This is a genomic window from Streptomyces sp. NPDC001933 (assembly GCF_042890955.1).
GTDB lineage: Bacteria > Actinomycetota > Actinomycetes > Streptomycetales > Streptomycetaceae > Streptomyces.
Genome location: NZ_JBIASS010000006.1, coordinates 17,496 through 43,336 on the forward strand (window position 1 = coordinate 17,496; position 25,841 = coordinate 43,336).

Consider the following 25,841-nt stretch of genomic DNA (forward strand, 5'->3'; position numbering starts at 1 on the left):
CTGAGAACGCCGACGGCTCGGGTGGCCATCTGCCAGGTTCCGGCACCGAGCACGGGGAACGGGACCGGCTGACGGTGCCGCAGGGGCTGGCGGCACTGTCGCTGGATGCTCTGGCATCCGTGGCCTACGGGCCGGAGGCGATCGTGGTCGTGCTGGCGGTGGCCGGCAGCCGAGGTCTTGGCTTCACCTTGCCGGTCACGCTGGCGATCGTTGTGCTTCTGGCCGCGCTGACGTTCTCCTACCGTCAGGTGATCGCCGCCTTCCCCAACGGTGGCGGCGCGTATGCGGTGGCCGGGCGCCACCTGGGACGGCGCCTCAGCCTGGTCGCCGCAGCCTCGCTGATCATCGACTACGTGCTGAATGTCGCGGTATCGGTCTCCGCCGGCATCGCGGCGCTCACCTCAGCCTTCCCCAGCCTGTACGGCGAACGTGTCCTGCTGTGCCTCGTCGTCCTGATTCTGATCACCGCGGTCAACTTGTACGGGGTGGCCGAGTCGGCGAAGGTGATGATCGCCCCGACCGTGGTGTTCATCGTGGCGATCGCAGCAGTGGTGCTGGCCGGCCTGCTGCGATCGCACCCGGTTGTCCAGCCCACTCACCCCACCGCTTCCTCCGCCGTCCAGACGGTTGGGGTGTTGCTGCTCCTGCGCGCCTTCGCCTCCGGGTGCTCGGCTCTGACAGGAGTGGAGGCGATCGCCAATGCCGTTCCCACGTTCCGCAGCCCTCGGGTCAGACGGGCCCAACGCACCGAGCTCGCCCTTGGTGCACTGCTGGGCGCGATGCTGATCGGCCTGTCGGTGTTGATCAGCAAGTTCCACGTCGCGCCGAGCGGGACCAAGACCGTCCTGGCGCAGCTGGCCGAGGCCTCCCTCACTGACGCGGCCGATCGTCGACTACCTGTGCGCTCTCGGCGCCGAGGACAGCCATGACCGTCTGGTGGTCCTGATCCCTGAGATGCACCTGCCCAAGCCATGGCAGCGCCTGTTGCAGAACCAGCGCGGCGCGGTCCTGGACCGCGCCCTCCGCCACAACACCGAGGCGGTCATCTGCCGCCTGCGCTTCCGCATCACACTGCCTCACTGACCACGGTGCGATGGCCATCCCCTCACGTGGAAGGGACCACGATGAATGCCCTGGCCGGAGCCCCTTCGGCGCACCAGATGAACCATGCGGGAAGACAGGCGGTTCGGATCGCGAGACACGTTTCCATGACGTGGATCACTCGCACTCCTCCCGTGTGTGCGCATTCGCGGTCCGAAGGCATACGTGCCCGGGGTAGATCGTCCTGGCGAACTGCCCACGTCAGCCGGCACGAGGAAGGCGACGGCCGCGCGGCACCATTTCGGCATACCCGGCCGACATGGCGTCCCAACTTCCCGAGTTGTGAAGTGCAAAGTCTCTCTGCGTAGACGAGCGCGCGCCTGTTCAACTTGCCCCTGAATCTCTGGCAGTCGGCGGGATCGCGGCGCGCAGGTCATGGGGTTGGGCGACGTAGTGCCCTCGGGAGGATGAACCACAGGCCGGTGAACATGACGAGTGTGGCGGCCGTGACCATGACAGCGGCGGTCCGGCCGAGGACAACATCCATGAGCAGAAGGACAGCGCCGGGAAGACCAGACCGATTTCGGCGAGCCGCGCGGACAGCGCGACAATCCGGACCTTGGCACCCCGGTGGAACAGGCCACGGTGCAGTGCGACCGGAGTCGCGAGCACTGCCGAGGAGACCACCGTGAGCAGCAACGTCACCACATACGTGGTGCGCTCGAAGGTATCGAGGTGCGGAAATTGGCTGGTGAAGGCCACTCCGAGGAGAAATGCAAAGACGATCTGCACACCGGTCTGTACGACCCTCAGTTCCTGGAGCAGTTCGACCAGATTGCGGTCAGCCCGCTCCGCAGGTGTCTCCCGGCCAAGCGGAGACAGACCACCACCACCCGGCGAGACATGAGACATGAGGCTCATTGTTCTCTGGCCGCCCGGTCACATCACGCGGCGCACCGCAGCGACCCCCGGTCGGCGCTACGGAGCCTGACCGGTTCATGTCCGCCACCGTGTGGCCCTTCACTCCCGGACGGCATCCGACTCACGCCCACGCAGAACGCCCGGCTGGGAAACTCCAGCCGAGCGTCTGACCGAACTGCTGACAACAGCCGCTTGACCAGCGGGTTGCTACGCCCTCTTGAATCCGTCACCGGGAGCGGTCCTGTGCATCCGGCGTGGCCTCCAGGCTGCCATCAGGTCAGATCGTCGGTGTGTCGTCGACGATCTCCTTGTGCGGTTCGACAATGAACTTCCAGCCCTCGCTGGGCTCCAGGAACCGCACTCGGGTCGGGTAGATGTCCAGGGCGCGGCGGTCGCGGTTCTGGCTGTTCGTGTTCTTCCGCGCCCGGGCCGGCTCCTCGTACAGGTCGACCTTGACGTCCGGCACCGCGACGACTTCCTCGCTCCAGCGCTGAACGACCCCCGCACCGAACGCGTCCCGCGCGGCGGAGTAGAGCGACTCCAGGGATTCCTTGTTCCCGCTGGGCACGAAGAGCGCAAGGTTCAGGAGGACGCCGGCACTCTGGAGAACCTCGATCTCCTCCCCCTCCTTGTCAGCAATCCAGATCCCGGCCTCTTCAGCGTTGTCCGGGAGGACGTGAATCTCCTCACCGAAAACCGTCCTCGCAGCGAAGGACCCTCCATCGAAATTTTTGCCCGGCTCCGTGAGAAAAGCCGGGGCATAGCAGTCGAGAGGAAGGCCACCCATCCCTGCCGAGACGAAGATTCCGTCCTGGGGGCCCAAGCCTGAAATCTCCTCGGCCGTAAGACGTCGAGCCGTAACCTTCTCGGTATTCACGCCATTCCCCTTTTAATCGCGGCGTCCTGTGAATTCATTGAGACTCTACCACGAAAAGGATCACTCACTCCCCATTACGCATGGCTTCACACTCACGGCTGCACCGGCCGATCTGCGAGCAATTCCTTCCGGGAGAGCAGTGGACAAATCCTCCTGCATCACCGAAAAAAGCAGCACTCATAGAGAAATAAGGAGGAGCCCAAGAGGCGCCATATAAAAGTTCTGCGATCGCGGATGTCAACAGCGGTCTCTTCCAGTTCCGGGATCGCATTCTCGGCACCGGCATGCAGAGGTGCGGACGAGAAACACAGAAGCCCTCCGTGGAGCACGGCAACTCGCCCCCCGACGCACCCTCCCGCACGAGAGGGTCGCCGGGCTCCGGGTCGAGGAGGATGGCCCCCCGCGCAGGCCCGCGTACGCCGGCGTCGGGGCACACAGGCCCTTCGCGGGAAGCTCGGGCGTGTATCCGGGCATCGTGGCTCCTCAAGGCGTACGAACAGCAACGGAACGCTGCGGGAACGCTAGTACGTTCCACCGACAACCCGTACAGCGACGACCTCCTCATCCTCGTGGATCTCCCGGTGGAGGGCGGCCTCCCGGGACTCGTCGCCGGGGTCGTACACGAGTGCAGCGCCTTCCGCGCGCAGCCGGGCGCTGTTCGCATCCCGCCTCATGACGGCGGCGTAAGCGCTGACGCCCGCAGCGGAGACGTTGCCCCTCTCCCGCTCCTCGTTCTGCACGAAAGGCCCGCCGCGTCCGGGGGGAAGCGCAGCACGGTCACCGGTGCACCGAATCGTTCAGCGATGGCCACCGGGCGGGCGGGTGGTGCCAGGGTGCGCGGAACACCGCACCCGGTGACCTGTGGCATTGATCACAGCGAAAGTGCAGGCGGCGAACACAACTGCACCCTTTTGTCTTTTCTGTCGGTCGCGGTTCTGTGGTATTGGCCGGAGCAGGTGAAGAATTCGTGGTGGTGGACCGTTTGCCCGGCCATACGATCCCCTCAAGTCGCATCTGCGTGCCCCCTCCCGCAGCGACCCCTTCTTCTTTTTCGGACACCGAAGGGCTCTTGTGAAGATTCGCCCGATTCTTGCCACAGCTGTTGCCGCCGCAGTGACCATGCCTGCTCTCCTGCTGTCGGTCACCCCCGCGTTCGCCGACGAAAAGCCGGCAGCGCAGACGCAGGACAAGACGCAGGACAAGCCGTCCATCGCGGAACTGGAAAAGGCCGCCGCCGCCGCGAAGGCGACGTACGACGACGCCGTAAAGGCCGAGAGTGCCGCCGAGGCGGCTCTGGAAGCCATCCTGTCCGACACCAATCCTCTGGCCGTGGCCGCCAAGGCCGCCGAGGCCGCGGCGGCGGACGCCGCCGCCGCGAAGGTGGACGCCGACCAGGCGGTCATCGACGCCCAGGCCATGGTCGACGCACTCCCGGAGACGGCCACCGAGGAGGAGAAGGCCGCCGCCGCGACCAAGCTCACCGAAGCGAAGGCCGACGCCGAGACCGCCAAGGAGACCAAGGCTGCCGCCGATGCCGCGGTCGTGGAAGCCCTGGACGCTCGGGACGACGAGCGGGTCGCCGCGGTCCGGAAGCTGGACCAGGCGCAGAAGGCCACCAAGGCGGCCCTCGCTGACAAGACCGCCGCCGACGAGGCGCTGGCCAAGGCGAAGGAGGAGGGTGGCGAGGACGGTGAGGACTGCGTCCCGGAGGCCAGGCTCACCACGGTCGTCACGGGTCTGCCGTCCACCGTCGTCGCCGGTACGAAGGTCGACTTCAACCTCCGGGTGACCAACGGAACCGACAAGACGATGGACGAGGTGCTTCCGTTCGCCTACGTCCACGCGACCGACCGGAGCGGGCTCAAGAGCATCGATGACCTGGTGCACCTGCAGTGGTCCTCCGCCTCGTCCTCGAAGTGGAAGACCGTCGACAACAAGCACTACATGGACGCCATCAGCCCGCTGAAGGCCGGTGCCCACGCCGACATCAAGATGCGCCTCAAGATCGACGCCTCGGCCCCCGCAGGCAACGGCGTCACCTTCGTCGCCGGTGACTACTTCAACGACAACGGCACCTGCGGCGGGAACCCGGACCTCGAAGGCTACGAGTTCCTGATCGCCGCAGCGGGCAGCAAGCCCGGCAAGGGCGGCGACGCCAAGCCCAGCACCACCAAGCCGAACACCTCGGACGTCAAGACGCAGAGCAGCGCGTCCCGTCCGGTGAGCGGCAGCCTCGCCGCCACGGGCTCGTCCTCCGCGATGCCGCAGCTTGCCCTCACGAGCGGCGCGGCCGTGGCGATCGGCGCAGGCGCGGTGTTCCTCGTACGCCGTCGCAAGGCCGGCACCCACGCCTGACGCATGAGGTGGGGTGCCGACCGGGCACCCCACCCCCACGCGCCGGACGTCCAACGGGCCGGCCGCGTAGGCGTCGCGACGGTGAGAGATCGCCGCGGAGTGGCCCGTCGGCCCGGACCCGCGCTGGGGGCCGGGCGCGGGGCTTTCGCTGCGTACCGGTGTCCCGGCCCCGCTCTGGCAGTGCTCATGCCGCACCCCGGTGCGCTCCCGGTGCGGCAGGGATTTCAAGTCGGCTCAAGCCGGTTCGGGTTGCGATTCCGGTTGCCGCACAGGGGCGGTTCTCGGTTCCCACCGTGCGACGGTTCTTACGTACACGTAGATCACCGAGACCATCGCCAGTACGAGAAGCGGTCCGGCCAGCCACGGGTACTTCGCCATCTCCAGCGGCAGATAGCGATAGGACACCAGGAGCGCGGCGAATACGGTCGCGCCGTAGGCGACCACCCGGAGCCCCGATCGGTCCCAGCCGCGGTCGAACGTGCGCAGGGCCGCCTCGATGGTGAGCGTGAACACCACACCGGCGAGGAGGTCCGCGCCGTAGTGGTAACCGAATCCCAGCGTTGCGGTCAGCGTGGCGATCAGCCAGAACGTTCCTGCGTACCGCAGGAAACGTGGGCCCTTCCGGGAATGGATGAAGATCGCGGTGGCCCACGCCGTGTGCAGGCTGGGCATGCAGTTCCGCGGGGTGATGCCGTCGAACGGCATGTGGTGCGGGGCACTGACCGGTGGCAGCGTCTCCGGCCACAGGTTGGCCACCGCCCATTGCCCGGTGGGCGGCGATTGCGCCCACCACAGGCTGACGGATGTCCAGTGCTCGGTACCGGTGCCGTAGGCGTAGAGCGGTCCGACCACCGGGAAGATCATGTAGAAGGCGGGCCCGAGGAGGCCGATCACCAGGAAGGTGCGCACCAGGTGGTGGCCCGGGAAGCGGCGCTCGTTCGCCACGTTGCGGAGTTGGTACAGCGCGACCAGGACCGCGGCCACCGCGAGCTGGCCGTAGACGATGTCGAGCAAGTTGAAGCCGATCGGGCCGGTGGCCGTGACGAGCCGGCCCACCAGCCACGACGGGTTGCCCAGCGCGTGATCGGCGGTCGCCACGTACTGGTCGAGCACTTCCGGGCGGGTCTTGGAAGTGATGAGCAGCCAGGTGTCCCCGGTCTTGCGGCCGGCCACCAGCAGCAGGCCCAGCCCGACGCCCTTCAGCAGCAGAACGCGTTCCGAGCCGGTACGGCGGGTGACGGCGATGACCGCGCAGCCCAGGATCACCCACAACGCGCCGTTTCCGAAGGGGTGGCCGTCGGTCACCTCGGCATCGGCCAGCCACCGGACCACCCAGAAGGCGACGTCGATACCGATCGCGGCGCCGAGCGCGATGAACCGTTCCCGCCAGGTGAGCACCAGCATCATCAACGCCATGCCGGCGTACAGCAGGGGGCCTGATTTGGGGGCGACGACCACCTCCTTCGCCTGGCTGGCGAGCGGCCCCGGCAGGCCGTAGTGATGAGCGGCGATCTCCAGCGCGATGAGGAAACCGAGGGTCACGACACCCGCCACGGCCCAGAGTCGTGCCCGTGGTCGACGCCAGACGGAGAGCGCGGTTCTGTAATTTATTCGCGGAAAAGACCGTGATGTTATGTTTCTCAATTTTCGGCCGATTTTCTATATTTTGGTCAGGCGTAAGGGCGGGGTCGTTCGCCACCTTCCGATCGAGTCGAAAAGATTACCGTTCGGGTTCGAACATGGGCCGAGCCGCCCTGGGTGCCCGAGCAGCCCTTTCCGACTGCGCGCTCGACGTGTTCGCCCTACATCCGAGTCCGGGCGCGGACCCCGTACTTCTACGCAGTTCCACGCGGTTTCACCCGGCTTCACGCAGTCGGTCTGCGAGGGGGCGGGACGGCCCGGAGCAGTTCCCACAGGGGGCGTGAGCCGGACGCCCACGCCGCGAGGGTGTGGCGGTCGACCACGTGCAGCCGCTGCTGCTCGGCGAAGGTCACGGCGGGCGCGGTCACCCGGCCGTTCGTCACGATCACCGCGACATCGGCGCCGTGGACCTGGCGTGCGGTGCCGTTGAGCACCTGAAAGTCCGGCGTGCCCACCGCGGAGCCGGCGAGGCCGTCGCGCCGGTGCTTGCACTGGATCACCCAGCGCCGCCCGTACGGATCGGTCGCCTTCACATCCGCGCCCAGGTCCCCGCCACCGCCGACCCGGACCGCGTCCCGGCAGCCGTCGCGGCTCATCAGGTCCCGCACCGCGTCCTCGAACCGGGTGTGGTGCAGGGCGTCCAGCTGGGACAGCCCGTACCGCAGGCCCCGGACCCGTACCGCTTCCCACCGCATCCGCTGCTGTTTCCGGCGCAGCCATACGCCACCGGCCGACGCCGCGAGCGCGGCGACGACGATCAGGACCCACCAATGGGCCAGCAGCCAGTCGACGAGGGCCACCACCAGAACCACGGCCACCAGGGCCCCGATCAGCCGACCGTCCGCCCGCTGCCCCGACTTGCCGCGCTTCCGGGGCCGGGGACGCCGCCGCACTGGCGCCCGCCCGGCCGCGCCGGGGCGTCCGGCCCCGCCAGGGCGTCTGCTCGCTCCCGGCCGCCCCTTGCGCGCGCCGGTGCTCATCGGCCGGCCAGGGCGATGGCTGCCGGAAGCAGCACTGCACCCACGTAGTTGCTCAGCAAGCGCTCAGACCTCCCCGGCGACCGGCCCGCCCCATCACCACACCGGGAAGGCTGCGCGCCACCCCGGCCATCCTGTGTAACCGCACCTCGGCGATACCGGAGGCAGGTTGCCGACGAATGGCACAAAGCGATCGGGCCTGGCTGGATTCCGAATGACCGACCTGCCAGCCGTGGCCGGCAAGTCGGCGAATGGCTTGGTTCGCCGCGGCCCCGAAACGGCGGCGCCCGTGGAACGGCTGCTGAACGCGGCCGGCCTGCCCAGCGAGGACCTGCCGCCCCAGGATGCGCACCGCATCGCCCTCGGTGTCCTCGAAGCGCACTTCGCCCTCACGCTGCCCCGCACACGGATCCTGGAAGCCCCGCTCCCCCGCCGTCGTCCTGGAGACCGCCTGATCGCGCCGTCGCCCTGGAGACCGCCTGATCGCGCCGTCGTCACCCGCTGACGGCGGCGCAGTAGGCGAGAAGCCCGCCTCCCGCTCCCAGGACGACCAGCTGCACGATGCCGGTGATCCGCCATCGCAGGAGAAGGAGACCGCCGCCCGTGATGACCGCGCCGCCTAGCAGAATCCACATTCCCCGCAGCGCCTCCCCGGGCGCGTCGGGCGGATTGACGCTGTCGTAGGCGTCTGCCCAGCCGGTCATTCCGTAGCGGAACACCAGCCAGGCGATGACTGTCAGGTCAATGAGGAACAGTGCCGCGCCGGCCGCGATCTGCCGGCCGGCCGATGGTCTGCCGTGCTCCGTGCCCATCAGCGCTCCGTCCGTGGGAGACAGCCTGTCAGCTGCTTGCTGACCAAGATGCCGGTCGGACCGGGCGCCGCACATGAGTACGACTGCTCAAACTGTCAGACGTCCGCGGTACCGGCGTGGTTCGTGGGTGGCGTGGCGGCGTCCGTGTCCTTCATGAAGTCCAGCATCCGGGCGTTGATCAGGTCGGGGTGGTCGATCTGCGGGCCGTGGCCGGTCGCGGCGATGATTTCGGCTCGGGCTCCGGGGATCAGGCGCGGTACCCGTTCCATTTGCCGTTGCGGGTGCACCAGGAGGCTGCGCTTGCCCATGATCAGGTGGAACGGGGTGCGGATGGTGGCCAGTTGGTCGTCGGACAGGGGCAGGGGCGCGGGGCGGCGGATACGGAAGGCCCTTACTCCCGAGCGGATCATCGCGCGCAACTCCGGGACGATCAGCACCGGTTGTTCCAGCCAGGCCGCCAGGCGGGGGCGCAGCGCCTTGGGCGCGAAGGTGGCGAAGAGGCTGGCGAAGATCCAGACGAAGAAGCGCAGGCCGACCTTCTCCAGGCCGCCCGGGTCGAGGGCGGTGACCGAGGCGAGTCGGCCGGGGCGCAGGTGTGCCTGGTTGATGACGAGCCAGCCTCCGTAGGAGGAGCCGACGAGGTGGACCCGGTCCAGACCCAGAGCGTCCAGGGCCTCGTCCATCCACTGGGCGGCGCGCTCGGGCTGCCACATGGGTTCCCGCTGCACGCTGCGGCCGGGGTCGCCGGGGGTGTCCAGGGCGTAGACGGGGCGCTCGGCGGCGAGCGCGCGGGTGTTGGGGTACCACTGCGCGGAACAGCCGCCGGAGCCGTGGATCAGGACAACCGGGGTGCGGGACTCGGCTGCCGGGTCGGTGGGGCCGTAGCGGTAGACGTGGGTCGTGCCGAAGGCGGTCTCGACGTCCGTCTCGGAACGGGCCGGGGCGCCGAGCGCGTAGACGGCATCGCAGGCGGCGAAGTACCGGTCGCGCAGGGTGTCGTTGACGTATCGGCCGATGTCACGGCGTACGCGGGTCGTGTTTTCGGGCACGGCGGCACCTCCGGTGAGGATCTCGTTCTTCGTGATTCGCTCTTCGCGCTTCGTTCTTCGTTCTTCGTAATACGACCGTATCACTATCTTGGTACAGCGGTACCATGAAGGCGTCCGGGAAGCCGGACCGCGCAGGTGCGACCGACGGGTGGAGACACGAGAGCATGCCGAAACGCGTGGACCACGAGGAACGGCGGGACCAGATCGCCGAGGCGCTCGTCCGGGTCGCCGGGCGGCGCGGGCTGCACGCGGTCGGCATGCGGGAAGTGGCGGCCGAGGCCGGTGTGTCGCTGCGGCTCGTGCAGTACTACTTCGGAACCAAGGAGAAGCTGCTGCTCTACGGGCTCCAGCATCTGACCGACCGGTTCACCGCACGGGTGGGCGCCCGCCTGCAGGCCGGCGGGACGGCTCCGGGCCCGCGCGCAACCGCCGAGGCGCTACTGCTGACCTCTCTCCCGACCGACGAGGAGGGCCGGACCTTCCACCTCCTCTACAGCTCGTACGCGATCCTGTCCGTGACCGACGAGGCCTTGGCGGCCCAGCCGTTCATCAAGAACCCGGACGCCGCCGAGGACGCCCTGACCGGCCTGTTGCGGCAGGCGCAGGAGGCCGGCCTCGCCGATCCCGGGGTGGACGCCCGCACGGAGGCCATCAGCCTGCTCGCCATGGCGGCCGGCATGGGGACCAGCATCCTGGTGGGCCAGCGGCCGGCGGAATCGGCCGCCGAGGTACTGCGCCACCACCTGGACCGCATCTTCACCCCGCCGACAACGGCGTGACCGCCCGTCGGGCACCCGCCGCTTCGGCCCCGGGCGGCGGACGGAACGGCGGACGGGACGCGGGCCGTTCCAGGTGGTCGCGGCGGTGTCGGTTCACCCGGCGGAGGGCGGCCAGGGACGCTGCCCCGGGCCCGTCGGGTGGGTGCCGGTGACGCTCATGACCACCGAATAGAGGCTGGTCTCGGCGGTGATGAAGAGACGGTTGCGCTTGGCGCCGCCCCAGGAGATGTTGGCCACCGCCTCGGGGATGACCAGCCGCCCGATCAGGGTGCCGTCCGGGTCGTAGCAGTGCACCCCGTCGTTCAGCGCGGCGACCCAGAGCCGGCCGTCGTCGTCGAATCGGAGGTTGTCGAAGCGGGCCGCCGGGCGGGCCTTGGCCGCGGCGAAGATCTCGCCGTCCGACAGCGTGCCGTCGTCGCGCACGTCGAAGACCCGGACGAGGCCCGCCCTGGTGTCGGAGACGAACAGCCGCTGCTCGTCGGCCGAGAAGACCAGGCCGTTCGGGGCGCCGAAACAGTCGGCGGCCAGGCGCACTTCGCCGGTGGACGGGTCGATGCGGTAGACGTTGTTGGCGCCGATCTCGCTCTCGGCGCGATGGCCCTCGTAGTCGCTGGTGATGCCGAAGTCCGGGTCGGAGAACCAGATCGAGCCGTCGGACTTCACCGTCGCGTCGTTCGGGCTGTTGAGGCGTCTGCCCTGCCAGTGGGAGGCCAGCACGGTGATCGTGCCGTCGTGTTCGGTACGGGTCACCCGGCGGTTGCCCTGCTCGCAGGTGACGAGCCGGCCCTCGCGGTCGAGGGTGTTGCCGTTCGTGTGCCCCGCCGAGCGGCGGAAGACACCGACGGCGCCGGTCTCCTCGTCCCAGCGCAGCATCCGGTCGTTGGGGATGTCGCTCCAGACCACTTGCCGCCAGGCAGGTACGTAGAGCGGCCCCTCGGCCCAGCGGCAGCCGGTGTACAGGACTTCAAGACCCGCATCGCCGTTCATGCACCGCCCGGTGCGGAACCGGTCGTCGAAGGCCTCGTACAGCAGGGGGCGTTCGCTGGTCATGGTGTCCATCCCTCCCAGAAGGTGCCGAATAATCTACGGCATCCAGCAGCGACCGCAAGATGACATATGGTTCGAGCGCATGTCTGCCGAACATGGATTGGAGAGTCGTGGATCACATCGACCGTGTCCTGCTGGCGCAGCTCCAGCAGGACGCCACCCGGCCCTACGCCGAGCTGAGCAAGTCCGTCGGGCTCTCGGCCGGGGCCACTCATGAACGCGTCCGGAAACTGCGGGAACGCGGCGTGATCCGGCGCACCGCGGTCGAGGTCGATCCGGCGGCGGTGGGGCACGGCGTACTCGCGTACGTGACGGTCGACTCCACGTCCTGGATGGGCGATTCGGCGGAGCACTTCGCCGCCCTCCCCGAGATAGTCGAGGCCCATGTCATCGCCGGCAGCGCATCGGTGCTGGTGAAGGTCAGGACCGCGACCACCGAGCAGTTGCAGGACGTGCTGCGCCGGATATACGCGATCGAAGGAGTCAACGGGACGCGGGCCACGGTGGTCCTGGAGACCCTCTTCGAGCGGCCGGTCTCCCCGTACACCAATGGTGGCGTCGATGGTCAGGAGTGAGTCTTCGGGCCGTTGAGTGCGGGGATCACGAAGCAGGCCGCGACGGCCAGCGCTCCGGCCAGCATGAAGCCACGCGCGTATCCGGCCGAGGCGATGAGCCCGCCCAGCAGCGGCGGTGTGAGCGACGCGGCAAGGTTCTGGCCGGTGTTCTGGACGCCCATGGCCCGTCCCGACCAGGCGCTTCCGGCGAGTTCGGCGGTGGCGGTGAAGGCCAGGCCGTTGGTGCTCGCGGTGATGCCGCAGGCGACGATCATGGCGAGATCCGTCAGCGGCGAGGGCCAGAGCGCGCCCAGCGCCGTGGCGCCCATGACGACGGCGATGCACACCGACAGCTGCCGCATCGGCCGCACCCGGCTGCCGACCCGGTCGGACCAACGCCCCGCCACCACCCGCGAGAGGGCTCCCAACACCTGGGACAGCACCAGGAGTTGACCCGCGTGCACGGCACTCCAGCCCCGTACGTCGATCAGGAACACCATCGCGAAGGCGTTCGTCGCGAACTGCGGTACGCACAGCAGCGCGCTGGAGGCGTGGATGCGCCACAGGCCGGAGTGACGGTATGGGTTGGCGGCCGGTTCCCCTCCCGCCGGCCGCGCGGCGCGGGGCGGGTCCGTGGTCAGCAAGCCGACGAGCACGGCGACGGCACCGCACAGCGCCGCGCAGAACAGGACGGTCCCCTCGACTCCGTCGTGCGCGGCGAGCGTGGGGACCACCAGAGCGGAGATGCCCATGCCCAGCGGGGTCGACGTCTGCCGTATCCCCATGGCGAGACCGCGCTCCCGGGCGGAGAACCAGCCGACGACGAGCCGACCGCTGGCCGCGGAGACGGATGCGCTCGCCGCCCCGGCCAGTGCCAGGAACACGCCCAGGGGGACCAGGCCGTTCACCGTGGCTCCCAGGGACAGGAGTACGGCGGTCATGGCCAGACCGGAGGTGATGACGACCCGTTCGCCGAACCGGTCGGCCAGGGCTCCCCAGGCTATGAGCGTCAGCAGGAGGCCGAAGGTGGGGCAGGCGACCAGCAGTCCGACTTCGCCGAGGGTCAGCCCGCTGTCCCGCCTCAGCGTCTCCGAGGTGTACGGGAGTCCGTAGAGGAAGGTGCAGGCGACGGTCTGCGCCGCGGTCCCGAGAGCGAGCATCATCCAGCGGCGCACGGCAGCCTCCCCGGCAGATGTGTGTGCAGGGTACAACCATGACATCGCATCCACGATTCAAGACAGCTCGTCTCGCATTGTGGCCGAATCCGAATGGAACCCGGCCTGGCGCCTGCGCCGGCGGAGATCTTCGCGAGAGCAACACACCTGCTACGCACAACCTCCCGTGGGTGCCGTTACGTTGTTGCCCGCTCTGTCAGGAGTGCGAACTCGAACAGGTCGCCGGAGTGCCTGGTGGCGCGGTCGGCACAGAAGGATCGCGGATGGACTACTGCTCCTCGTGCCGCCGGACCCTCAACGGGGCCCTGGTGTGCCCCGGCTGCGGCGCGTACGCACCGGACATCGCCCCTTCCGGCCATCACCGCCACAGCGCGGCCCCGGCAACCGTCGCTTCGATGGGGGCGGCCTGGCCCGCGCAGGAGTTCCCGGAGCAGGCGGCCTATCCGGACTCGGCGCACTGTTTCGACTTCGGCTTCGACGACGACACCCCTGACGCCGCTGACGCCCCCGACGTCCCAGCCGCGTCCACCACTTCTTCCACTCCCGCCATGCCCACCACTCAGGGCCGCGCCGCCCGGCGTCGCCAACTGGCGCGCTGGAAGAAGCACCGGCGCCGGGCCGTGCTCGCCTCGACCGTCGCGCTCGTCGGGGGCGGCCTCACCCTCGCCGTACTGCCGTCCTCGCGGCCGTCCACCGGCCACGACGCACAGGCGGCCGCCACGACACCCGAACCGAGGGCCACCGCCCCGGACCGGGCCGACGCCCCCGGTACCGGTACCGGTACCGACAACGCCACCGAAACCGACTCATCGTCCACCCGGCCGAGTACCCGCGCCCCGCAGAGCTCCGGCACCGACACCCACCCGGCCACCACGAGCGGCTCGTCGCGGAGGATCAGCGTCGCGGTGTCCACCGCCGGCACGAAGCGCACGCGGCTGCCCGTCGTCGCGGCCCGCCCCGCCTCGGCGACGACCCCGAAGCCACGCACCACGCCCGCGACGGCCGAAACGCCCGCCACCAGCGCCCCGGGCACGACCACCCCTCCGGCCGCCCCCGCGGCGGACACGCCGCCCCAGGATCCCGCCCCCACGGCGACACCGCCGGACCAGCTCTGCCTGCTCGTCATCTGCATCGGCTGACCGCATCTGCATCAGCGCTGTCAGTGGGCGCTGTTAGCTTCCTGCCTGCGTCACCGAGGAGATCGAAGCCGCCCCCCTCCGTCCGGCTTGACCGGCAATGTCATTCGGTGACGCGTGTGCAGCCCCGTTCCGGCTCACCGGGACGGGCAACGCTCCCGCAGGAGGAAGAACCTTGATGAAGAGCAGCACGACCGGACGCAGGGCGGCCCGCGCGGCGGCCGTCCTCACGGCGGCGATGGCCATGGCAGTGGCGGCGGCTCCGCTGTCCGGCACCGCACAGGCCCACGAAGCGGTCTCGGGTTCGCTCGCGTTCAGCGGCGAGGCGGGTGAGTTCGTCTCCGACGGTCGGTCCCAGGAGTTCACGGCCGGGTCGGTCGAGATGTTCGACGTATCGGGGCCCACCGCCCAGAGCGCCGTGGGCGTCACGATCGTCACCCCCGAGGGCAAGCGCTGGTCCCTCCACCTCCAGGCCCCCGAGGGCCAGAAGCTGACCGAGGGCGCCACCTACACCGGGGCCTCCCGCTGGCCCGACGCCCAACCGCAGGATCCCCAGCTGGAGTTCGGGGCCGACGACCGGTGGTGCACCACCAGCACCGGTTCGTTCACCGTCTCCCACATCTCCTACGGCCCCTACGGCTACGTCCGTGAGCTCGACGCCACCTTCGAGCAGTACTGCAACGGCTCCACGTTGCCCCTGCGCGGCGAGGTGCACGCCCGCACCGCCGAGCCTCCGGCCGAGCTGGCCATCGGGCTCGGACTGAACCCCGAGGGCAAGGTCGACACCAAGACCGGACAGGTCACCGTCGGCGGCACCGCCACCTGCAACAAGCCGGCCCGCATATCGCTCTCGGGCCTGGTCGCCCAGACCCAGAGGACCGGCGAGGCGGTCGGCAGGTACGAGGGCGGGGTGGTCGACTGCACCCCCGGCGCCCCGGTTCCGTGGAACGTCACCATTCCCACCACCGCGATGGAACCCGGGTCGGTCTTCCGACCCGGCACCACGCTGTTCCGCGGCTTCGGCTCGGCGGACGACCGGGACTACCCGGTGACCGTGAACGCCGGTGACAACACCACCCAGATCACCCTGGTCAAGTCCTGACCCGTTGACACCTGACGCGTCGCATCACGGGTGGGCCCGCCCGCGATGCGACGCGTCCCGTCTCCCCTGTCCCCGGCACTACGAGCGCCAGGAGCTCTGCCGGGACGCCGACAGGACATCGGCCCCGACCGGAGCCCGCATCGACGCGGCCCGGCGGCCGATCTCCGTACCGGAGACGGCCGAGGCCCATCCGGGGCCGGAACCGGACGCCGCGGAGCGCGCTCACATCCTGGAGTTGCTTCCGGCGGATCTGCGCCGGTTCGCCGATCCCGGCGCGGGGCCGGGGGCCGGTCGCCCGGCCCCGTAGCAAGGGCGCCACGGCGCCTGCTTGTGAACATTCCGCGTCAAGAGTGCAACTGGCGTGTCGGTCTTGACAATTGCCCGCCTGACCGATGTTAAGATCATCTTACTTCCAGTGGGCTGATGGCGTATGGGGGCATTCCGGGAGGGATGGACTCCTCGGCCCCACATCCGGAGGGGCCTCCCCTGGGTGGCGCAAGCTTGGGCTCGACCGGCCCGGCGCCTGCGGCACATGAGGGAGCGTCAAGCCGTATCCATAGCCATGGCACTTGAAGTGAGTCTCATGACATTTGCACAGGGCCCTCTTCTGTGGGCACTGGTTGTCGTCGCGCTGATCGCCGTAGGTGCCGTTCTGCGGGCTCGCAAGACCAATATCGGGCTTCGCAGACAGAACGCCGAACTACACCAGCAACGCGACATGCTGCAGCGTCAGCGTGACGAACTCCATGTCGCGCACACAGGTCTGACGCATCAGCACTCCACCGAGCTGGCCGACGTCCGCAGGGACGCCGAGGAGGAGACCAAGGCGGTCCTCAAGGCCGCCGTGCGTACCCTCCAGGGGCTCGCGGACGAGCAGCAGGTGGTCATCGAGAACGCCCAGCGGAAGTACGGCGACGACCCCGGCATGCTCGCCGACCTGATGGCCATCGACCACGCCAACAGCCAGTTCGGCCGCCGGGCGCAGGGCATCGCGGTGCTGTGCGGTGGCTGGCTCGGACGCCGGGAGACCGTTGCCTCCGTCTTCGACGTGGCCCGCAGCGCCCAGGGCCGTATCCGGCAGTTCGACCGGGTGCGGATCAACGGGCAGGTGAACTTCTCGGTCGTCAGCAAGGCCGTGGAGCCCGTCGCGGTCGTCCTGGCCGAGCTGCTGGCCAACGCCACCAACTACTCCGCCCCCGGCACCCCGGTGGAGATCAACATCCAGGCCGTTCCGACGGGCGTCTGCCTCATCGTCGACGACGCCGGTCTCGGCATGGGCCAGGAGGAGAAGGACCGCGCGGCGGCCCTCCTCGCGCCGCAGGCCGCGATCAGCGTCTCCAGCCTGGGCATTCCCCCGCAGTTCGGGTTCGCCGTCTCCGGTGTGCTCGCCGCCCGTTACGGGTTCAGGGTCTCGGTGGACTCCGTATCGCCCTATGGAGGTGTACGCGCGGTGGTCCTTCTGCCCGACGAGCTGCTAACCGGCGATGTGCCCTCGCCGCCCCCGGTCGCCGCCCACCACGAAGCGGAAGTGGCGGCGCTCCCCCGGCGTCAGGCGCCCGCGCCGTCCCCGACACCGCTGTTTCCTCCGGTCGCGCAGCCGATCGCCGCTCCGCAGCCCACCGGGCCCGTCGCCACCACCGCCGGTGGCCTGCCCAAGCGTCGTCGCAAGAGCCCGGTGTCGGTGGTGCCGTCCACCGAGCCGGAGCCGGTGCGCAGCAACGAGGAGACCGCTTCCCGACTGGGCGCGTTCCAGCGCGGAACACGGTCCGGGCGTGACATGACGACGATGGAAGGACCCGAGTTCCAGTGAACCCCGATCTGTCCTGGGTACTCAACGATGTGCTCCAGGTTCCCGGCGCGCGGCATGCGATCCTCGTCTCCGCCGACGGTCTGCTGCTGGCCAGCTCCAGCGAGATCGGCCGGGACGACGCCGAGACCGTGGCGGCCGCGATGAGTTCCATGCAGTCGCTGAGCCGGGCCGTCGCACCCTTCATCGGGGCCCAGGCCCCGGGCCGCTGGCGGCAGACGCTGCTGGAGTACGACCACGGCTGGATCTTCCTGATCGCGGCGGGCACCGGCGCCTACCTGGCGGCGGCCGCAGCGGCCGACGTCGACATGGAGGCCATGTCCTTCCGCATGCAGCAGCAGGTCGCCGCACTGGGGAAGGCGATGACCACACCTCCCCGCCAGGACGCGGGAATAGACGCATGACGACGCCGGGCGAGGAGCAGGCGGTCAACAGCGGGTTCGTCCGGTCCTACGTCATCACCGGCGGGCGCGGCCTGCCCGACGCGGAGGGCCTCTCCCTCGTCACCCTGGTCACCATCGCACCCGACCGGCAGCCGCCCCCGAACCCGAGCCCGGAGGTCCGGGCCATCTGGGAGCTGTGCTCCGGCGGCTATCTGTCGGTGGCCGAGGTGGCGGGCCACCTCGGCCAGCCGGTCGGGGTGGCGAGGCTGCTGCTGAACGACTTAGCGGAACAGGGTCATCTGATGCGCCGCAAGGCGCCACCGCCGGCTCAGCTCGTTGACAGGAAGATCCTCGAAGAGGTGTTGCATGGACTCCACGTCCGGTTCGGCTGACAGCATCTATGTGCCGGACGCGGTGCGGCGTGCGGCGAAGATTCTCGTCGTCGGGCACTTCGCCGTGGGCAAGACGACGCTCATCGGCACCCTCTCCGAGATCACTCCGCTGCGCACCGAGGAGCGGATGACGCAGGCCGGCGCGCACATCGACGATCTGCGGGGCGCGCCCGACAAGGTGACGACCACGGTCGCGCTGGACTTCGGCCGTCTGACGCTCAGCGACGAACTGGTGCTGTACCTGTTCGGCACGCCGGGCCAGCAGCGCTTCGTCGAGCTGTGGGAGGACATGGCCCGCGGCTCGCTCGGCGCGCTGCTGCTGGTCGATCCGGCCCGTCTCTCCGACACCTTCCCGGTGATCGACCTGGTCGAGACGTACGGGCTGGAGTACGCGGTCGCGGTCAACAGCTTCGATCCGTACTCCCGGCATGCCGAGGAGGAGTTGCGCGAGGCGCTCGATCTGCTGCCGGACACCCCGGTGGTGTACTGCGACGCCCGGGACGAGAAGTCGTCCGCGCAGGCCCTGATCACCCTGGTCCAGCACCTTCTGGCACACGTGGCCTGAGAGGCTGTCACCCGACCGCCGTGCGTACGACCGCCGTACGCACGGGCCGGGTCGGGCCATCGCTTCCGGGCCCGTTCACCTTCCGCCGTCCGGGCCCTTCGGGTCCGCGTTCACACCTAGGAATCACACATGGACTCGTCGCCGGGATCCACCCCGTACAGCGCACCCACCGGGTGCCCGATGCGCGGTGGGCGCCAGACGTCGCTCTACGGGCCGGAGTTCGCCGCCGACCCGCAGCGCGTGTACGACGAATTCCGGGCGCACGGACTCGCCGCTCCGATCGAGCTGGCCCCCGGCGTGGAGGCCACCCTGATCGTGCAGCACGAGGCCGCGCTCCGGGTGCTGCAGAACCCCTCCTACTTCGCCCGGGACTCGCGGCGGTGGGCGGCACTGCGGGAGGGCCGGGTGCCGCTGGACAGCCCGGTGCTGCCGATGATGGCGTACCGGCCCAACTGCCTGTTCACGGACGGCACCGAGCACCTCCGGCTGCGCAAGGCGGTCACCGAGAGCCTCGGCCGGCTCAGCACCACCCGGCTCAGCCGGGACGTGGAGCGGATAGCCGACTACCTCATCGACCAGTTCATCGAGCGGGGCAGCGCGGACCTGCTCGGCGACTACGCCAAGCTGCTGCCGCTGCTGCTGTTCAACCAGCTCTTCGGCTGCCCCGGCGACATCGGCGACCGGCTGACCCGCAGCATGTCCGCGATCTTCGACGGCGAGGACGTGCTCCGGGCCAACGCCGAGCTGACCGAGTGCCTGATGGAGCTCGTCGCGCTCAAGCGGCGCCAGCCCGGCGAGGACATCACCTCCTGGCTCATCCAGCACCCGGCGGGGCTGCGGGACGAGGAGCTCAAGGACCAGCTCGTCATGCTGATGGGTGCGGGCGTCGAGCCGGAGCGCAACCTGATCGCCAACGCGTTGCTCCTCATGCTGTCCAGCGACACCGGGGGCTCGCACCGGCGGGGTACCGGGATGCTGGTCGAGGACGCCCTCGACGACGTGCTGTGGAACAACCCGCCGATAGCCAACTACGCGACGCACTACCCGGTCCAGGACGTCGACCTGGGCGGGGTGACGCTGAAGGCGGACACCCCGGTACTGATCAGTTTCGCCGCCGCGAACAGCGACCCCGCGCTCACCGACGCCCGCCAGACCCTGAGCAAGGGCGCCCATCTGGCCTGGGGCGCCGGCCCGCACGTCTGCCCGGCGAAGTCCCCCGCGCAGCTCATCGCCCTCACCGCGATCGAGAAGATCCTCAACTCCGTGCCCGACCTCGCCCTCGCCGTGCATCCCTCCGCGGTCGAATGGCGGCCGGGACCCTTCCACCGTGCCCTGGTGTCACTCCCCGTGCACTTCACCGCCGCCCCGGCCCGCCGGACCACCACGGCATCGGCGACGCAGTCGCCCGTTCCGTCCCGGAATGTCACCCCGGACGAGACGTCGGCCGCGCACCACGACCACACCCACGCGGAGCCGCAGAAGAAGACCAAGGGCTGGTGGAGTTCCTTCCTGGACGTCTTCAGGGTGTGACGCACCGGACATGATCAAGGTGCGCCGGACGACTTGTACGCATAACCCGGCCTATCGCACACGCAACTGGAGTGACACAGGAGGAAGTTGGGGCACGAGGGGTCGATGGCAAGGGGCCGAAGCAGGCTTTCTCTGTGATACGGGCAACAAAGATCCACGCATGGCTGGCATATGCGGAGGGGTAGGTTCTGCCGGTAACCATGAGCCCAGGTCAAGGAACTCTGCGTGAGCGCTATATGTGGCACAGACAGGCCCCCCATAGACCGCCGTGCCCTCATCTCCCTCCTGAGACGTCTCAAATCGCCCGAGGGGCAGGCTGATCCCTACCCCTTGCTGGCCGATCTGAGGAACATGGGCGACGTCGTACGCGCCCCCTGGGACGCGTACTTCGTCACAGGTTTCGACGCGTGCAGCGAGGTGCTGCGCGGGCGCAACTGGCTGGCGCCCGACTTCGCCTGGCAGGAACGCCAGGCGGACACCGAGCGCTGGGAGGCCGTCGCCACGCAGGAGATGACCAAGACGCTCTCCCGGCTCAACGCACCCGAGCACACCTGCCAGCGCCGCAGCCTGGGCAACCTCTTCGACCGGTCGACCATCGAGCGGCTGACCCCGCAGGTCGAGGAGCATGTCACCCAGCTCCTGGACGAACTGGCCGACAAGCTGCGCTGGGGAGAGGCCGACCTCGTCAGCACGGTCAGCGAGCAGCTCCCGATCAGCACCATCGGCGCCTGGCTGGGGATACCGCCCGAGGACTACGCCCACATCCTTCAGATCACCCACAACCAGGTGCACGCCCAGGAGCTGCTGCCCACCAAGAGCCAGCTCGCCGTCTCCGCCGAGGCGACCCTCCATCTGCGCAGCTACTTCACCGAGCTCGTGAAGCAGCGCCGGGCCAACCCCGGCAACGATGTCCTCACCGGCTGGATCCACACCTGGGACGCGCGGGAGCCCGACCGCGACACGGCGGACGAGATCCTCTACCGGCTCACCATGTTCGTCACCATCGCCTCGCTGGAGACCACCGCCACGCTGCTGTCGGCCATGGTGGATCTGCTCCTGCGGGAACCCGGCCGGTGGGCGTGGCTGGCGGAGAACCCCGGGTACATCGACGCCGCCGTCGACGAGGTCCTGCGCTACGACCCGCCGATCCACATCAACACCCGGATCGCGGCCGAGGACACCGTGCTGGCGGGCGTGCCGATCGCCAAGGACAGCATGGTCCACGTCATGTACGGCGCCGCCAACCACGACCCCCGGCGCAACGACGACCCGGACGCCTTCGACGTAGAGCGCACCGGCGGAACGCACCTGACCTTCGGCGGCGGTGTGCACTACTGCCTCGGCGCGGCCCTCGCCCGCCTGGAGGCGCGCACGCTCCTGACGCAGCTGCTGAAACGCTTCCCCACCCTGCGCTCCGTCTCGCCGGCCGGTTACGCCTCCCGGCTGGTCTTCCGGCGGATCACCTCGCTGGGCGTGGCGATATGAAGCTCTCGCTCCCGCAGTACCTGACCCCGTTCCGGCGGCCGAGCACGGTACGCGCCGAGCGCGAGGGCGCCGTCCTGCGCGTGGAGCTGGACACCCCGGAGACCGGCAACGCGGTCACCGAGGCGATGCTGGACGATCTGCTGACGGTCCTGGCCGTGCCGGACCCCGATGTCCGGGTGCTGGTGCTCAGCGGGGCCGGTGACGACTTCTGCCTGGGCGGCGACCGGACCGAGTTCGCCGACTGGCTCGACGAGGACCCCACCGGGCGGGGCATCCGGATCGCCGGCGACAAGGCCCGCCGGGTCTGCGAGGCGATCTCCACCAACCAGGCCGTCACCATCGCCCGGATCCAGGGCAAGGCGATCGGCGCGGGCCTCGCGCTGGCCCTCGCCTGCGATCTGCGCGTGGGCGCCGACACCGCCGGTTTCCGGCTGCCGGAGCTGGCGCTCGGGCTGCCCACCGCCTGGGGCGGCGTACTGCCCCGGCTCATCCACGAGGTCGGCGCCGCCCGCGCCCGCGAACTCATCCTCACCGGACGCGCCTTCGACGCCATCGAGGCGCACGAGCTGTCGGTCCTCCAGCGCATCGTGCCCGAGAGCGAACTCGACGCGGCCGTCACCGCCTGGGCCAAGCCCATCGTGCGCCGCCCCGAGGCCGCCCTGCGCGTGACCAAGGCACTGCTCAACTCGTACGCCGCCCCGACCCGGCTGGCCGACCCGTCCGTACTGGACGCGGAACTCATGGCCACCGTCGCGGCGGCGACCCGGCGGCGGTAGGGGGACGGACAATGCTCATCGGCGCCCCGACCGGTGGCGGGGCGCCTCACCACCACCGGTGACATCGGCCCATGCGGCACCATGGCCCGGGGTAGTACTCCCCCTGTTGCCCCGCCCCGGGGGCGTTCGAGCGAGGTCACATTCATGAGGACGCACCACAGGAAGACGCCTTACCGGACGATGACCGTCGCTGTCGTCGCAGCGGCGGCAGTGACCATCCCCACCGCCGCCATGGCCGGCGGCCACGCCCCGCCCGTGAAGCCCGCCGCTTCCACGAGCGCCCCGGAGGCGTCCGGCGCCCCCGCCCGCGTGCTGAAGCTCGTCAACAGGGAGCGCCGCAAGGCGGGGTGCCCGCCGCTGAAGATGAACGCGGAGCTGAGGAAGGCCGCCCAGGCCCACAGCACGGACATGGCAGCGCGCAAGAAGATGTCCCACACGGGCTCCGACGGTTCGGCTCCGGACGACCGGATCGCGCGCGCCGGTTACGGCTGGCATGCGTACGGCGAGAACATCGCTCACGGCTACGCCACCCCCAAGAGCGTCGTGGCGGGCTGGATGAACAGCCCCGGCCACCGGCGCAACATCCTCAACTGCACGTTCAAGGAGATGGGCGTGGGCCACGCCCGGTCCGGCAACTACTGGACGCAGGACTTCGGGACGGCGTCGCGCTGAACCCGGCAGCCCCGCGTGCCGCGCGGCGCGCCGCCGGGCTCAGCCGCGTGCGTCGCGGGAGTCCTCCGCCTGGAGCACGAGAGAGCTCCACCGGACGCTGTCCCGGCCATGGAGATCGGCACGCTCGCTGCTCAGGACCGTCCGCAGGCGGTGCGCGGCACCCAGCTCGACGGTCTCGGCAGCGGACACGTCGAACATGTGGCGGCCTTCGGGCACAGGTCCGTGGCGGAGGTTGACGAAGAACCGGCCGCCGGGCATCAGCAGGGCGGCGATCCTGGCCATCGCCTGTCCGCGCTCCCCCGCGTCCAGATGCATCCACACCGCAGTGGCGAAGATCCCCTCGAACCGTCCTGGGCGGCGGCACTGACGCAGCGCCAGCTCAGGAAGAACGTCGTCGACCCAGTCGATCGCACTGCCTGCGTGGATGCGCTGTCCATGCGCCCGCAGCTCCGCGGTCGGCTCGACAGCCACGACGTCATGTCCCAGGGCTGCCAACGCGGCAGCGTCGCGCCCCGTACCCGCACCGATGTCGAGGATCCGCGCAGGCTCAGCGGGTACGAGGCCGAGCACGTCGCGGTGGACCTCGCCGAAGGTGACTTCCTCGTACTGGACCGCCAGCGCGTCCGCCGCCCCGGCATACCCAGCGGTGCCCCTGGCCCGGCCGGTGCTGTCTCCGCCGGAGGTCGATCGATCACTCATGGCGGAAGGCTACGGGCCCTCGAATTCATGGGCCCGCCCCTATTCGGGAATGACCGCCACCGCGTCGATCTCCACGAGCGCGCCGGGTCGAGCGTGTCCTGCGGTGGAGACGACCGTGATGGCCGTGCGGTGATCGCCCCACACCGACAGCGACGCCGCGTACGCCACCTGCGCGTCGACTCCGTTGACGAGGTAGATGTTGAGTTTGGCGACATGCTCGGGACCGGTGCCCGCGGCGGCGAGCACGGTCAGCACATTCCGCATCGCCTGGATGCTCTGCGCCTCGATGCCGTCGAGCAGCTTTCCGGTTCTGTCGGAGCCGAGCTGGCCACCGACGTGGACCGTGCGGGCGGCGGCGGGTGTGATCACGCCCTGTGTGAAGGCAGGGTTGTTGTGGAGTTCTTCGGGGTCGAGGTGTGTCGTCCTCGCGGCCATGTGTCGCTCCCCGAAGGTGCCGGGCTTCGTGTGCAGGTAGAGGTCGCGCAGCAGGCAGACCTCGGACAGGTGGTGGATCAGTTCGCGGTTGATGTGCAGCACCAGGTCGGCCATGGGCAGCTCGGGGAAGGGCTCCTTCTCCCCGACCGGGACCCGGAGCCCGGCGTCGCCGAGGCCGCGCACCCCTTCCAGCCAGATGTCGAGCTGGGTCCGGAGCTGGTCGAGCGCGGTGGCCGCGCCGCCTGCGTACTCCCAGGTCTCGTACGACGCCGCCGGCGCGCCGAAGTGCGCCGCGTTGCGTGCGGCGAGCACGCCGACGATGACGTGGCCGAGGCGCCAGGCGATCGTGGTGAAGGGCGCGGGTACCGGCTGGGGGGAGGCGTAGTCCATCGTGAAGTCCCCGGCGCCGAGCTGCACGGGCGCCGTCGAGCTGCCGCGCAGCCGCACGCTCCAGGCGTCCGGCACCGGCGACCAGAAGTACTCGTCGTCGGTCATGCCCTCCAGCCGGGCCCGGAGCTGGTGGTTCCAGTGGAACTCCAACTGCTCGCGCAGCGTGCGGTTCAAGTCGAGTTCGTTTGCGTCCATGGCGTCACCCTGACACCTCTGGCGGACAGAATCGGTCCGCTGTCTCTCGGCGATGACGCGTCAGCAGGCACGGTTCATTCGCCCGCGCTGTCCTCGGCCTCCCAGCGAAGCAGGTCGCCCGGCTGGCACTTGAGTACCTCGCAGAGCGCGGCGAGCGTCGCGAAGCGCACCGCCTTGGCGCGGCCGTTCTTGAGTACCGCCAGGTTGGCGGGCGTGATCCCTACGCGGTCTGCGAGTTCGCCCACGGACATCTTCCGCCTGGCCAGCATCACGTCGATGTCGACGGCGATCGGCATCAGATCACCTCGTCCAACTCGGCCTGCATCTGCGCTGCTTCGACGTCGCGGGCGACGGCCTGGGCAAGCAGCATCCGCAGTACGAGCACGATGAGCGCGACTCCCAGAATGGCCACGCCCATCCCGCCCATGATGAGGCTGACGCCCGGGTCGTCCCGCTGGCCGGGCGCATTCAGGGCCGTGACCGCGAACCACACGAGAGCAGCCGCAACGATCGCGCCGATGATGACGTCCACGTACCGGAAGGCGGCGTGGGAGAACACGGTTCCGCGTCGCACCATCGTCACCAGTCGCCATACACAGACCAGGGCGACCTGGGCCGTCCCGATGCCCAGGATCGTGATCACGCGCAGCGGGGTCAGTGGGAGCGACCCGTCCTCCGGATCACTCCCGCTGACCAACGCCCACACCATCAATGCCTGTACGAACACGGTGCCGGTGAGCACCACCACGAGCACGGCGCGCAGCGCGCGCACTGTCAGCTTTCCCATGCCCCATCCTCTCATCGAGTCACGATGGAAATCTATCGAATCTCGATAGGTTAAGCAATGAGGGCCGGACCGGAGGGCGAGCGGCGCGCTCGCGGGGCGATCGTGCCCACGCTGCCGGCCGACGCCGATATCTGACACGGGCGGGGCCTCGGGTCCCGGAGCCAAAAACCTGTTGGCGGACCACGGCGGCCACCTGCTAGTTTTCCGGAGGCCGTGCGAGAGAACGAGGAGGTGGTACCCGTGAACGCAGTATCGACAT

The 25,841-nt window shown here is 69.5% G+C and carries 28 protein-coding genes and 1 pseudogene; 16 read left to right on the top strand and 13 right to left on the bottom strand.

Annotated elements, in window-relative coordinates; translation table 11 throughout:
* Positions 1–29 precede the first annotated feature (29 nt).
* A pseudogene (locus tag ACFYY7_RS16435) lies at positions 30–872 on the top strand (APC family permease); the annotation flags it as partial.
* 64 nt (positions 873–936) lie between these two features.
* The gene (locus ACFYY7_RS16440; protein WP_388662070.1) at positions 937–1,083 is read left to right on the top strand and encodes a hypothetical protein; all 147 of its coding nucleotides are present in this window, start codon (positions 937–939) and stop codon (positions 1,081–1,083) included.
* A gap of 342 nt (positions 1,084–1,425) precedes the next feature.
* Here the strand turns inward: ACFYY7_RS16440 and ACFYY7_RS16445 are convergent, their stop codons facing one another.
* From ACFYY7_RS16445 to ACFYY7_RS16455, 3 genes are all read right to left on the bottom strand, one after another.
* Entirely contained in the window at positions 1,426–1,953 is a 528-nt protein-coding gene (locus ACFYY7_RS16445; protein ID WP_388662072.1) for a DUF6328 family protein, read from the bottom strand.
* A gap of 286 nt (positions 1,954–2,239) precedes the next feature.
* The gene (locus ACFYY7_RS16450; protein WP_266731592.1) at positions 2,240–2,839 is read right to left on the bottom strand and encodes a hypothetical protein; all 600 of its coding nucleotides are present in this window, start codon (positions 2,837–2,839) and stop codon (positions 2,240–2,242) included.
* Positions 2,840–3,360: 521 nt separating this feature from the next.
* Positions 3,361–3,579 (bottom strand): hypothetical protein, encoded by a 219-nt coding sequence (locus tag ACFYY7_RS16455; protein WP_388662074.1) that lies wholly within the window; start codon positions 3,577–3,579, stop codon positions 3,361–3,363.
* 331 nt (positions 3,580–3,910) lie between these two features.
* Here ACFYY7_RS16455 and ACFYY7_RS16460 point away from each other — a divergent pair, with 331 nt between their 5' ends.
* Complete coding sequence (locus ACFYY7_RS16460; RefSeq protein WP_388662076.1) at positions 3,911–5,194, top strand: LAETG motif-containing sortase-dependent surface protein; 1,284 nt, start codon at positions 3,911–3,913, stop codon at positions 5,192–5,194.
* Positions 5,195–5,428: 234 nt separating this feature from the next.
* Here the strand turns inward: ACFYY7_RS16460 and ACFYY7_RS16465 are convergent, their stop codons facing one another.
* Positions 5,429–6,748, bottom strand: coding sequence for a phosphatase PAP2 family protein (locus ACFYY7_RS16465; protein ID WP_388662078.1), 1,320 nt, complete (start codon positions 6,746–6,748; stop codon positions 5,429–5,431).
* Positions 6,749–7,059: 311 nt separating this feature from the next.
* Positions 7,060–7,728 (bottom strand): restriction endonuclease, encoded by a 669-nt coding sequence (locus ACFYY7_RS16470; protein ID WP_388662080.1) that lies wholly within the window; start codon positions 7,726–7,728, stop codon positions 7,060–7,062.
* A gap of 298 nt (positions 7,729–8,026) precedes the next feature.
* Between ACFYY7_RS16470 and ACFYY7_RS16475 the strand changes: the two genes are divergently transcribed.
* A complete protein-coding gene (locus ACFYY7_RS16475) occupies positions 8,027–8,317 on the top strand; it encodes a hypothetical protein (RefSeq protein WP_388662082.1) in 291 nt (96 codons plus the stop codon).
* Here the strand turns inward: ACFYY7_RS16475 and ACFYY7_RS16480 are convergent.
* Complete coding sequence (locus ACFYY7_RS16480) at positions 8,307–8,624, bottom strand: DUF6234 family protein (RefSeq protein WP_388662084.1); 318 nt, start codon at positions 8,622–8,624, stop codon at positions 8,307–8,309. The genes ACFYY7_RS16475 and ACFYY7_RS16480 overlap by 11 nt on opposite strands.
* 95 nt (positions 8,625–8,719) lie before the next feature.
* Entirely contained in the window at positions 8,720–9,673 is a 954-nt protein-coding gene (locus ACFYY7_RS16485; RefSeq protein WP_388662086.1) for an alpha/beta fold hydrolase, read from the bottom strand.
* A gap of 164 nt (positions 9,674–9,837) precedes the next feature.
* Between ACFYY7_RS16485 and ACFYY7_RS16490 the strand changes: the two genes are divergently transcribed.
* Complete coding sequence (locus ACFYY7_RS16490; RefSeq protein ID WP_388662088.1) at positions 9,838–10,452, top strand: TetR/AcrR family transcriptional regulator; 615 nt, start codon at positions 9,838–9,840, stop codon at positions 10,450–10,452.
* Between the two features lie 93 nt (positions 10,453–10,545).
* Here ACFYY7_RS16490 and ACFYY7_RS16495 read toward each other — a convergent pair whose 3' ends face one another.
* Complete coding sequence (locus tag ACFYY7_RS16495) at positions 10,546–11,502, bottom strand: SMP-30/gluconolactonase/LRE family protein (RefSeq protein ID WP_388662090.1); 957 nt, start codon at positions 11,500–11,502, stop codon at positions 10,546–10,548.
* 107 nt (positions 11,503–11,609) lie between these two features.
* Between ACFYY7_RS16495 and ACFYY7_RS16500 the strand changes: the two genes are divergently transcribed.
* A complete protein-coding gene (locus tag ACFYY7_RS16500; RefSeq protein ID WP_388662092.1) occupies positions 11,610–12,074 on the top strand; it encodes an Lrp/AsnC family transcriptional regulator in 465 nt (154 codons plus the stop codon).
* Here ACFYY7_RS16500 and ACFYY7_RS16505 read toward each other — a convergent pair.
* Positions 12,065–13,228 (bottom strand): MFS transporter, encoded by a 1,164-nt coding sequence (locus ACFYY7_RS16505; protein ID WP_388662094.1) that lies wholly within the window; start codon positions 13,226–13,228, stop codon positions 12,065–12,067. The two genes, ACFYY7_RS16500 and ACFYY7_RS16505, sit on opposite strands and share 10 nt — an antisense overlap.
* A 263-nt stretch (positions 13,229–13,491) precedes the next feature.
* Here ACFYY7_RS16505 and ACFYY7_RS16510 point away from each other — a divergent pair, with 263 nt between their 5' ends.
* The 10 genes from ACFYY7_RS16510 (at position 13,492) to ACFYY7_RS16555 (ending at position 23,076) form a co-directional block, all read left to right on the top strand.
* Complete coding sequence (locus tag ACFYY7_RS16510) at positions 13,492–14,367, top strand: hypothetical protein (RefSeq protein ID WP_388662096.1); 876 nt, start codon at positions 13,492–13,494, stop codon at positions 14,365–14,367.
* A 175-nt stretch (positions 14,368–14,542) separates the two neighbouring features.
* Positions 14,543–15,466 (top strand): hypothetical protein, encoded by a 924-nt coding sequence (locus tag ACFYY7_RS16515; protein ID WP_388662098.1) that lies wholly within the window; start codon positions 14,543–14,545, stop codon positions 15,464–15,466.
* 583 nt (positions 15,467–16,049) lie between these two features.
* On the top strand, positions 16,050–17,276 hold the full coding sequence (locus ACFYY7_RS16520) for an ATP-binding protein (protein WP_388662099.1): 1,227 nt from the start codon (positions 16,050–16,052) through the stop codon (positions 17,274–17,276).
* Positions 17,273–17,677 carry a roadblock/LC7 domain-containing protein gene (locus tag ACFYY7_RS16525; protein ID WP_388662102.1) on the top strand — a complete coding sequence of 135 codons (405 nt, stop codon included), beginning with the start codon at positions 17,273–17,275 and terminating at the stop codon, positions 17,675–17,677. The genes ACFYY7_RS16520 and ACFYY7_RS16525 overlap by 4 nt, the downstream gene beginning before the upstream one ends.
* Positions 17,674–18,048, top strand: a complete 375-nt coding sequence (locus ACFYY7_RS16530; RefSeq protein ID WP_072487820.1) for a DUF742 domain-containing protein — start codon at positions 17,674–17,676, stop codon at positions 18,046–18,048. The genes ACFYY7_RS16525 and ACFYY7_RS16530 overlap by 4 nt, the downstream gene beginning before the upstream one ends.
* Positions 18,023–18,613 (top strand): ATP/GTP-binding protein, encoded by a 591-nt coding sequence (locus ACFYY7_RS16535; protein WP_351254215.1) that lies wholly within the window; start codon positions 18,023–18,025, stop codon positions 18,611–18,613. The genes ACFYY7_RS16530 and ACFYY7_RS16535 overlap by 26 nt, the downstream gene beginning before the upstream one ends.
* A 129-nt stretch (positions 18,614–18,742) precedes the next feature.
* Positions 18,743–20,143 (top strand): cytochrome P450, encoded by a 1,401-nt coding sequence (locus ACFYY7_RS16540; protein WP_388662104.1) that lies wholly within the window; start codon positions 18,743–18,745, stop codon positions 20,141–20,143.
* Positions 20,144–20,494: 351 nt separating this feature from the next.
* A complete protein-coding gene (locus ACFYY7_RS16545; protein ID WP_388662657.1) occupies positions 20,495–21,628 on the top strand; it encodes a cytochrome P450 in 1,134 nt (377 codons plus the stop codon).
* Positions 21,625–22,404, top strand: a complete 780-nt coding sequence (locus ACFYY7_RS16550) for an enoyl-CoA hydratase/isomerase family protein (protein ID WP_388662105.1) — start codon at positions 21,625–21,627, stop codon at positions 22,402–22,404. The genes ACFYY7_RS16545 and ACFYY7_RS16550 overlap by 4 nt, the downstream gene beginning before the upstream one ends.
* Positions 22,405–22,548: 144 nt before the next feature.
* Positions 22,549–23,076, top strand: coding sequence for a CAP domain-containing protein (locus ACFYY7_RS16555; RefSeq protein WP_388662107.1), 528 nt, complete (start codon positions 22,549–22,551; stop codon positions 23,074–23,076).
* Positions 23,077–23,115: 39 nt separating this feature from the next.
* On the opposite strand, the gene ACFYY7_RS16560 is transcribed toward ACFYY7_RS16555, so the two are convergent.
* The 4 genes from ACFYY7_RS16560 to ACFYY7_RS16575 form a co-directional block, all read right to left on the bottom strand.
* On the bottom strand, positions 23,116–23,775 hold the full coding sequence (locus ACFYY7_RS16560) for a class I SAM-dependent methyltransferase (RefSeq protein WP_388662109.1): 660 nt from the start codon (positions 23,773–23,775) through the stop codon (positions 23,116–23,118).
* A 39-nt stretch (positions 23,776–23,814) separates the two neighbouring features.
* Entirely contained in the window at positions 23,815–24,795 is a 981-nt protein-coding gene (locus ACFYY7_RS16565; RefSeq protein WP_388662111.1) for a DinB family protein, read from the bottom strand.
* Between the two features lie 74 nt (positions 24,796–24,869).
* Positions 24,870–25,091, bottom strand: coding sequence for a helix-turn-helix transcriptional regulator (locus ACFYY7_RS16570; RefSeq protein ID WP_181648025.1), 222 nt, complete (start codon positions 25,089–25,091; stop codon positions 24,870–24,872).
* On the bottom strand, positions 25,091–25,582 hold the full coding sequence (locus ACFYY7_RS16575) for a DUF2975 domain-containing protein (protein WP_388662113.1): 492 nt from the start codon (positions 25,580–25,582) through the stop codon (positions 25,091–25,093). The genes ACFYY7_RS16570 and ACFYY7_RS16575 overlap by 1 nt, the downstream gene beginning before the upstream one ends.
* Between the last annotated feature and the right edge of the window lie 259 nt (positions 25,583–25,841).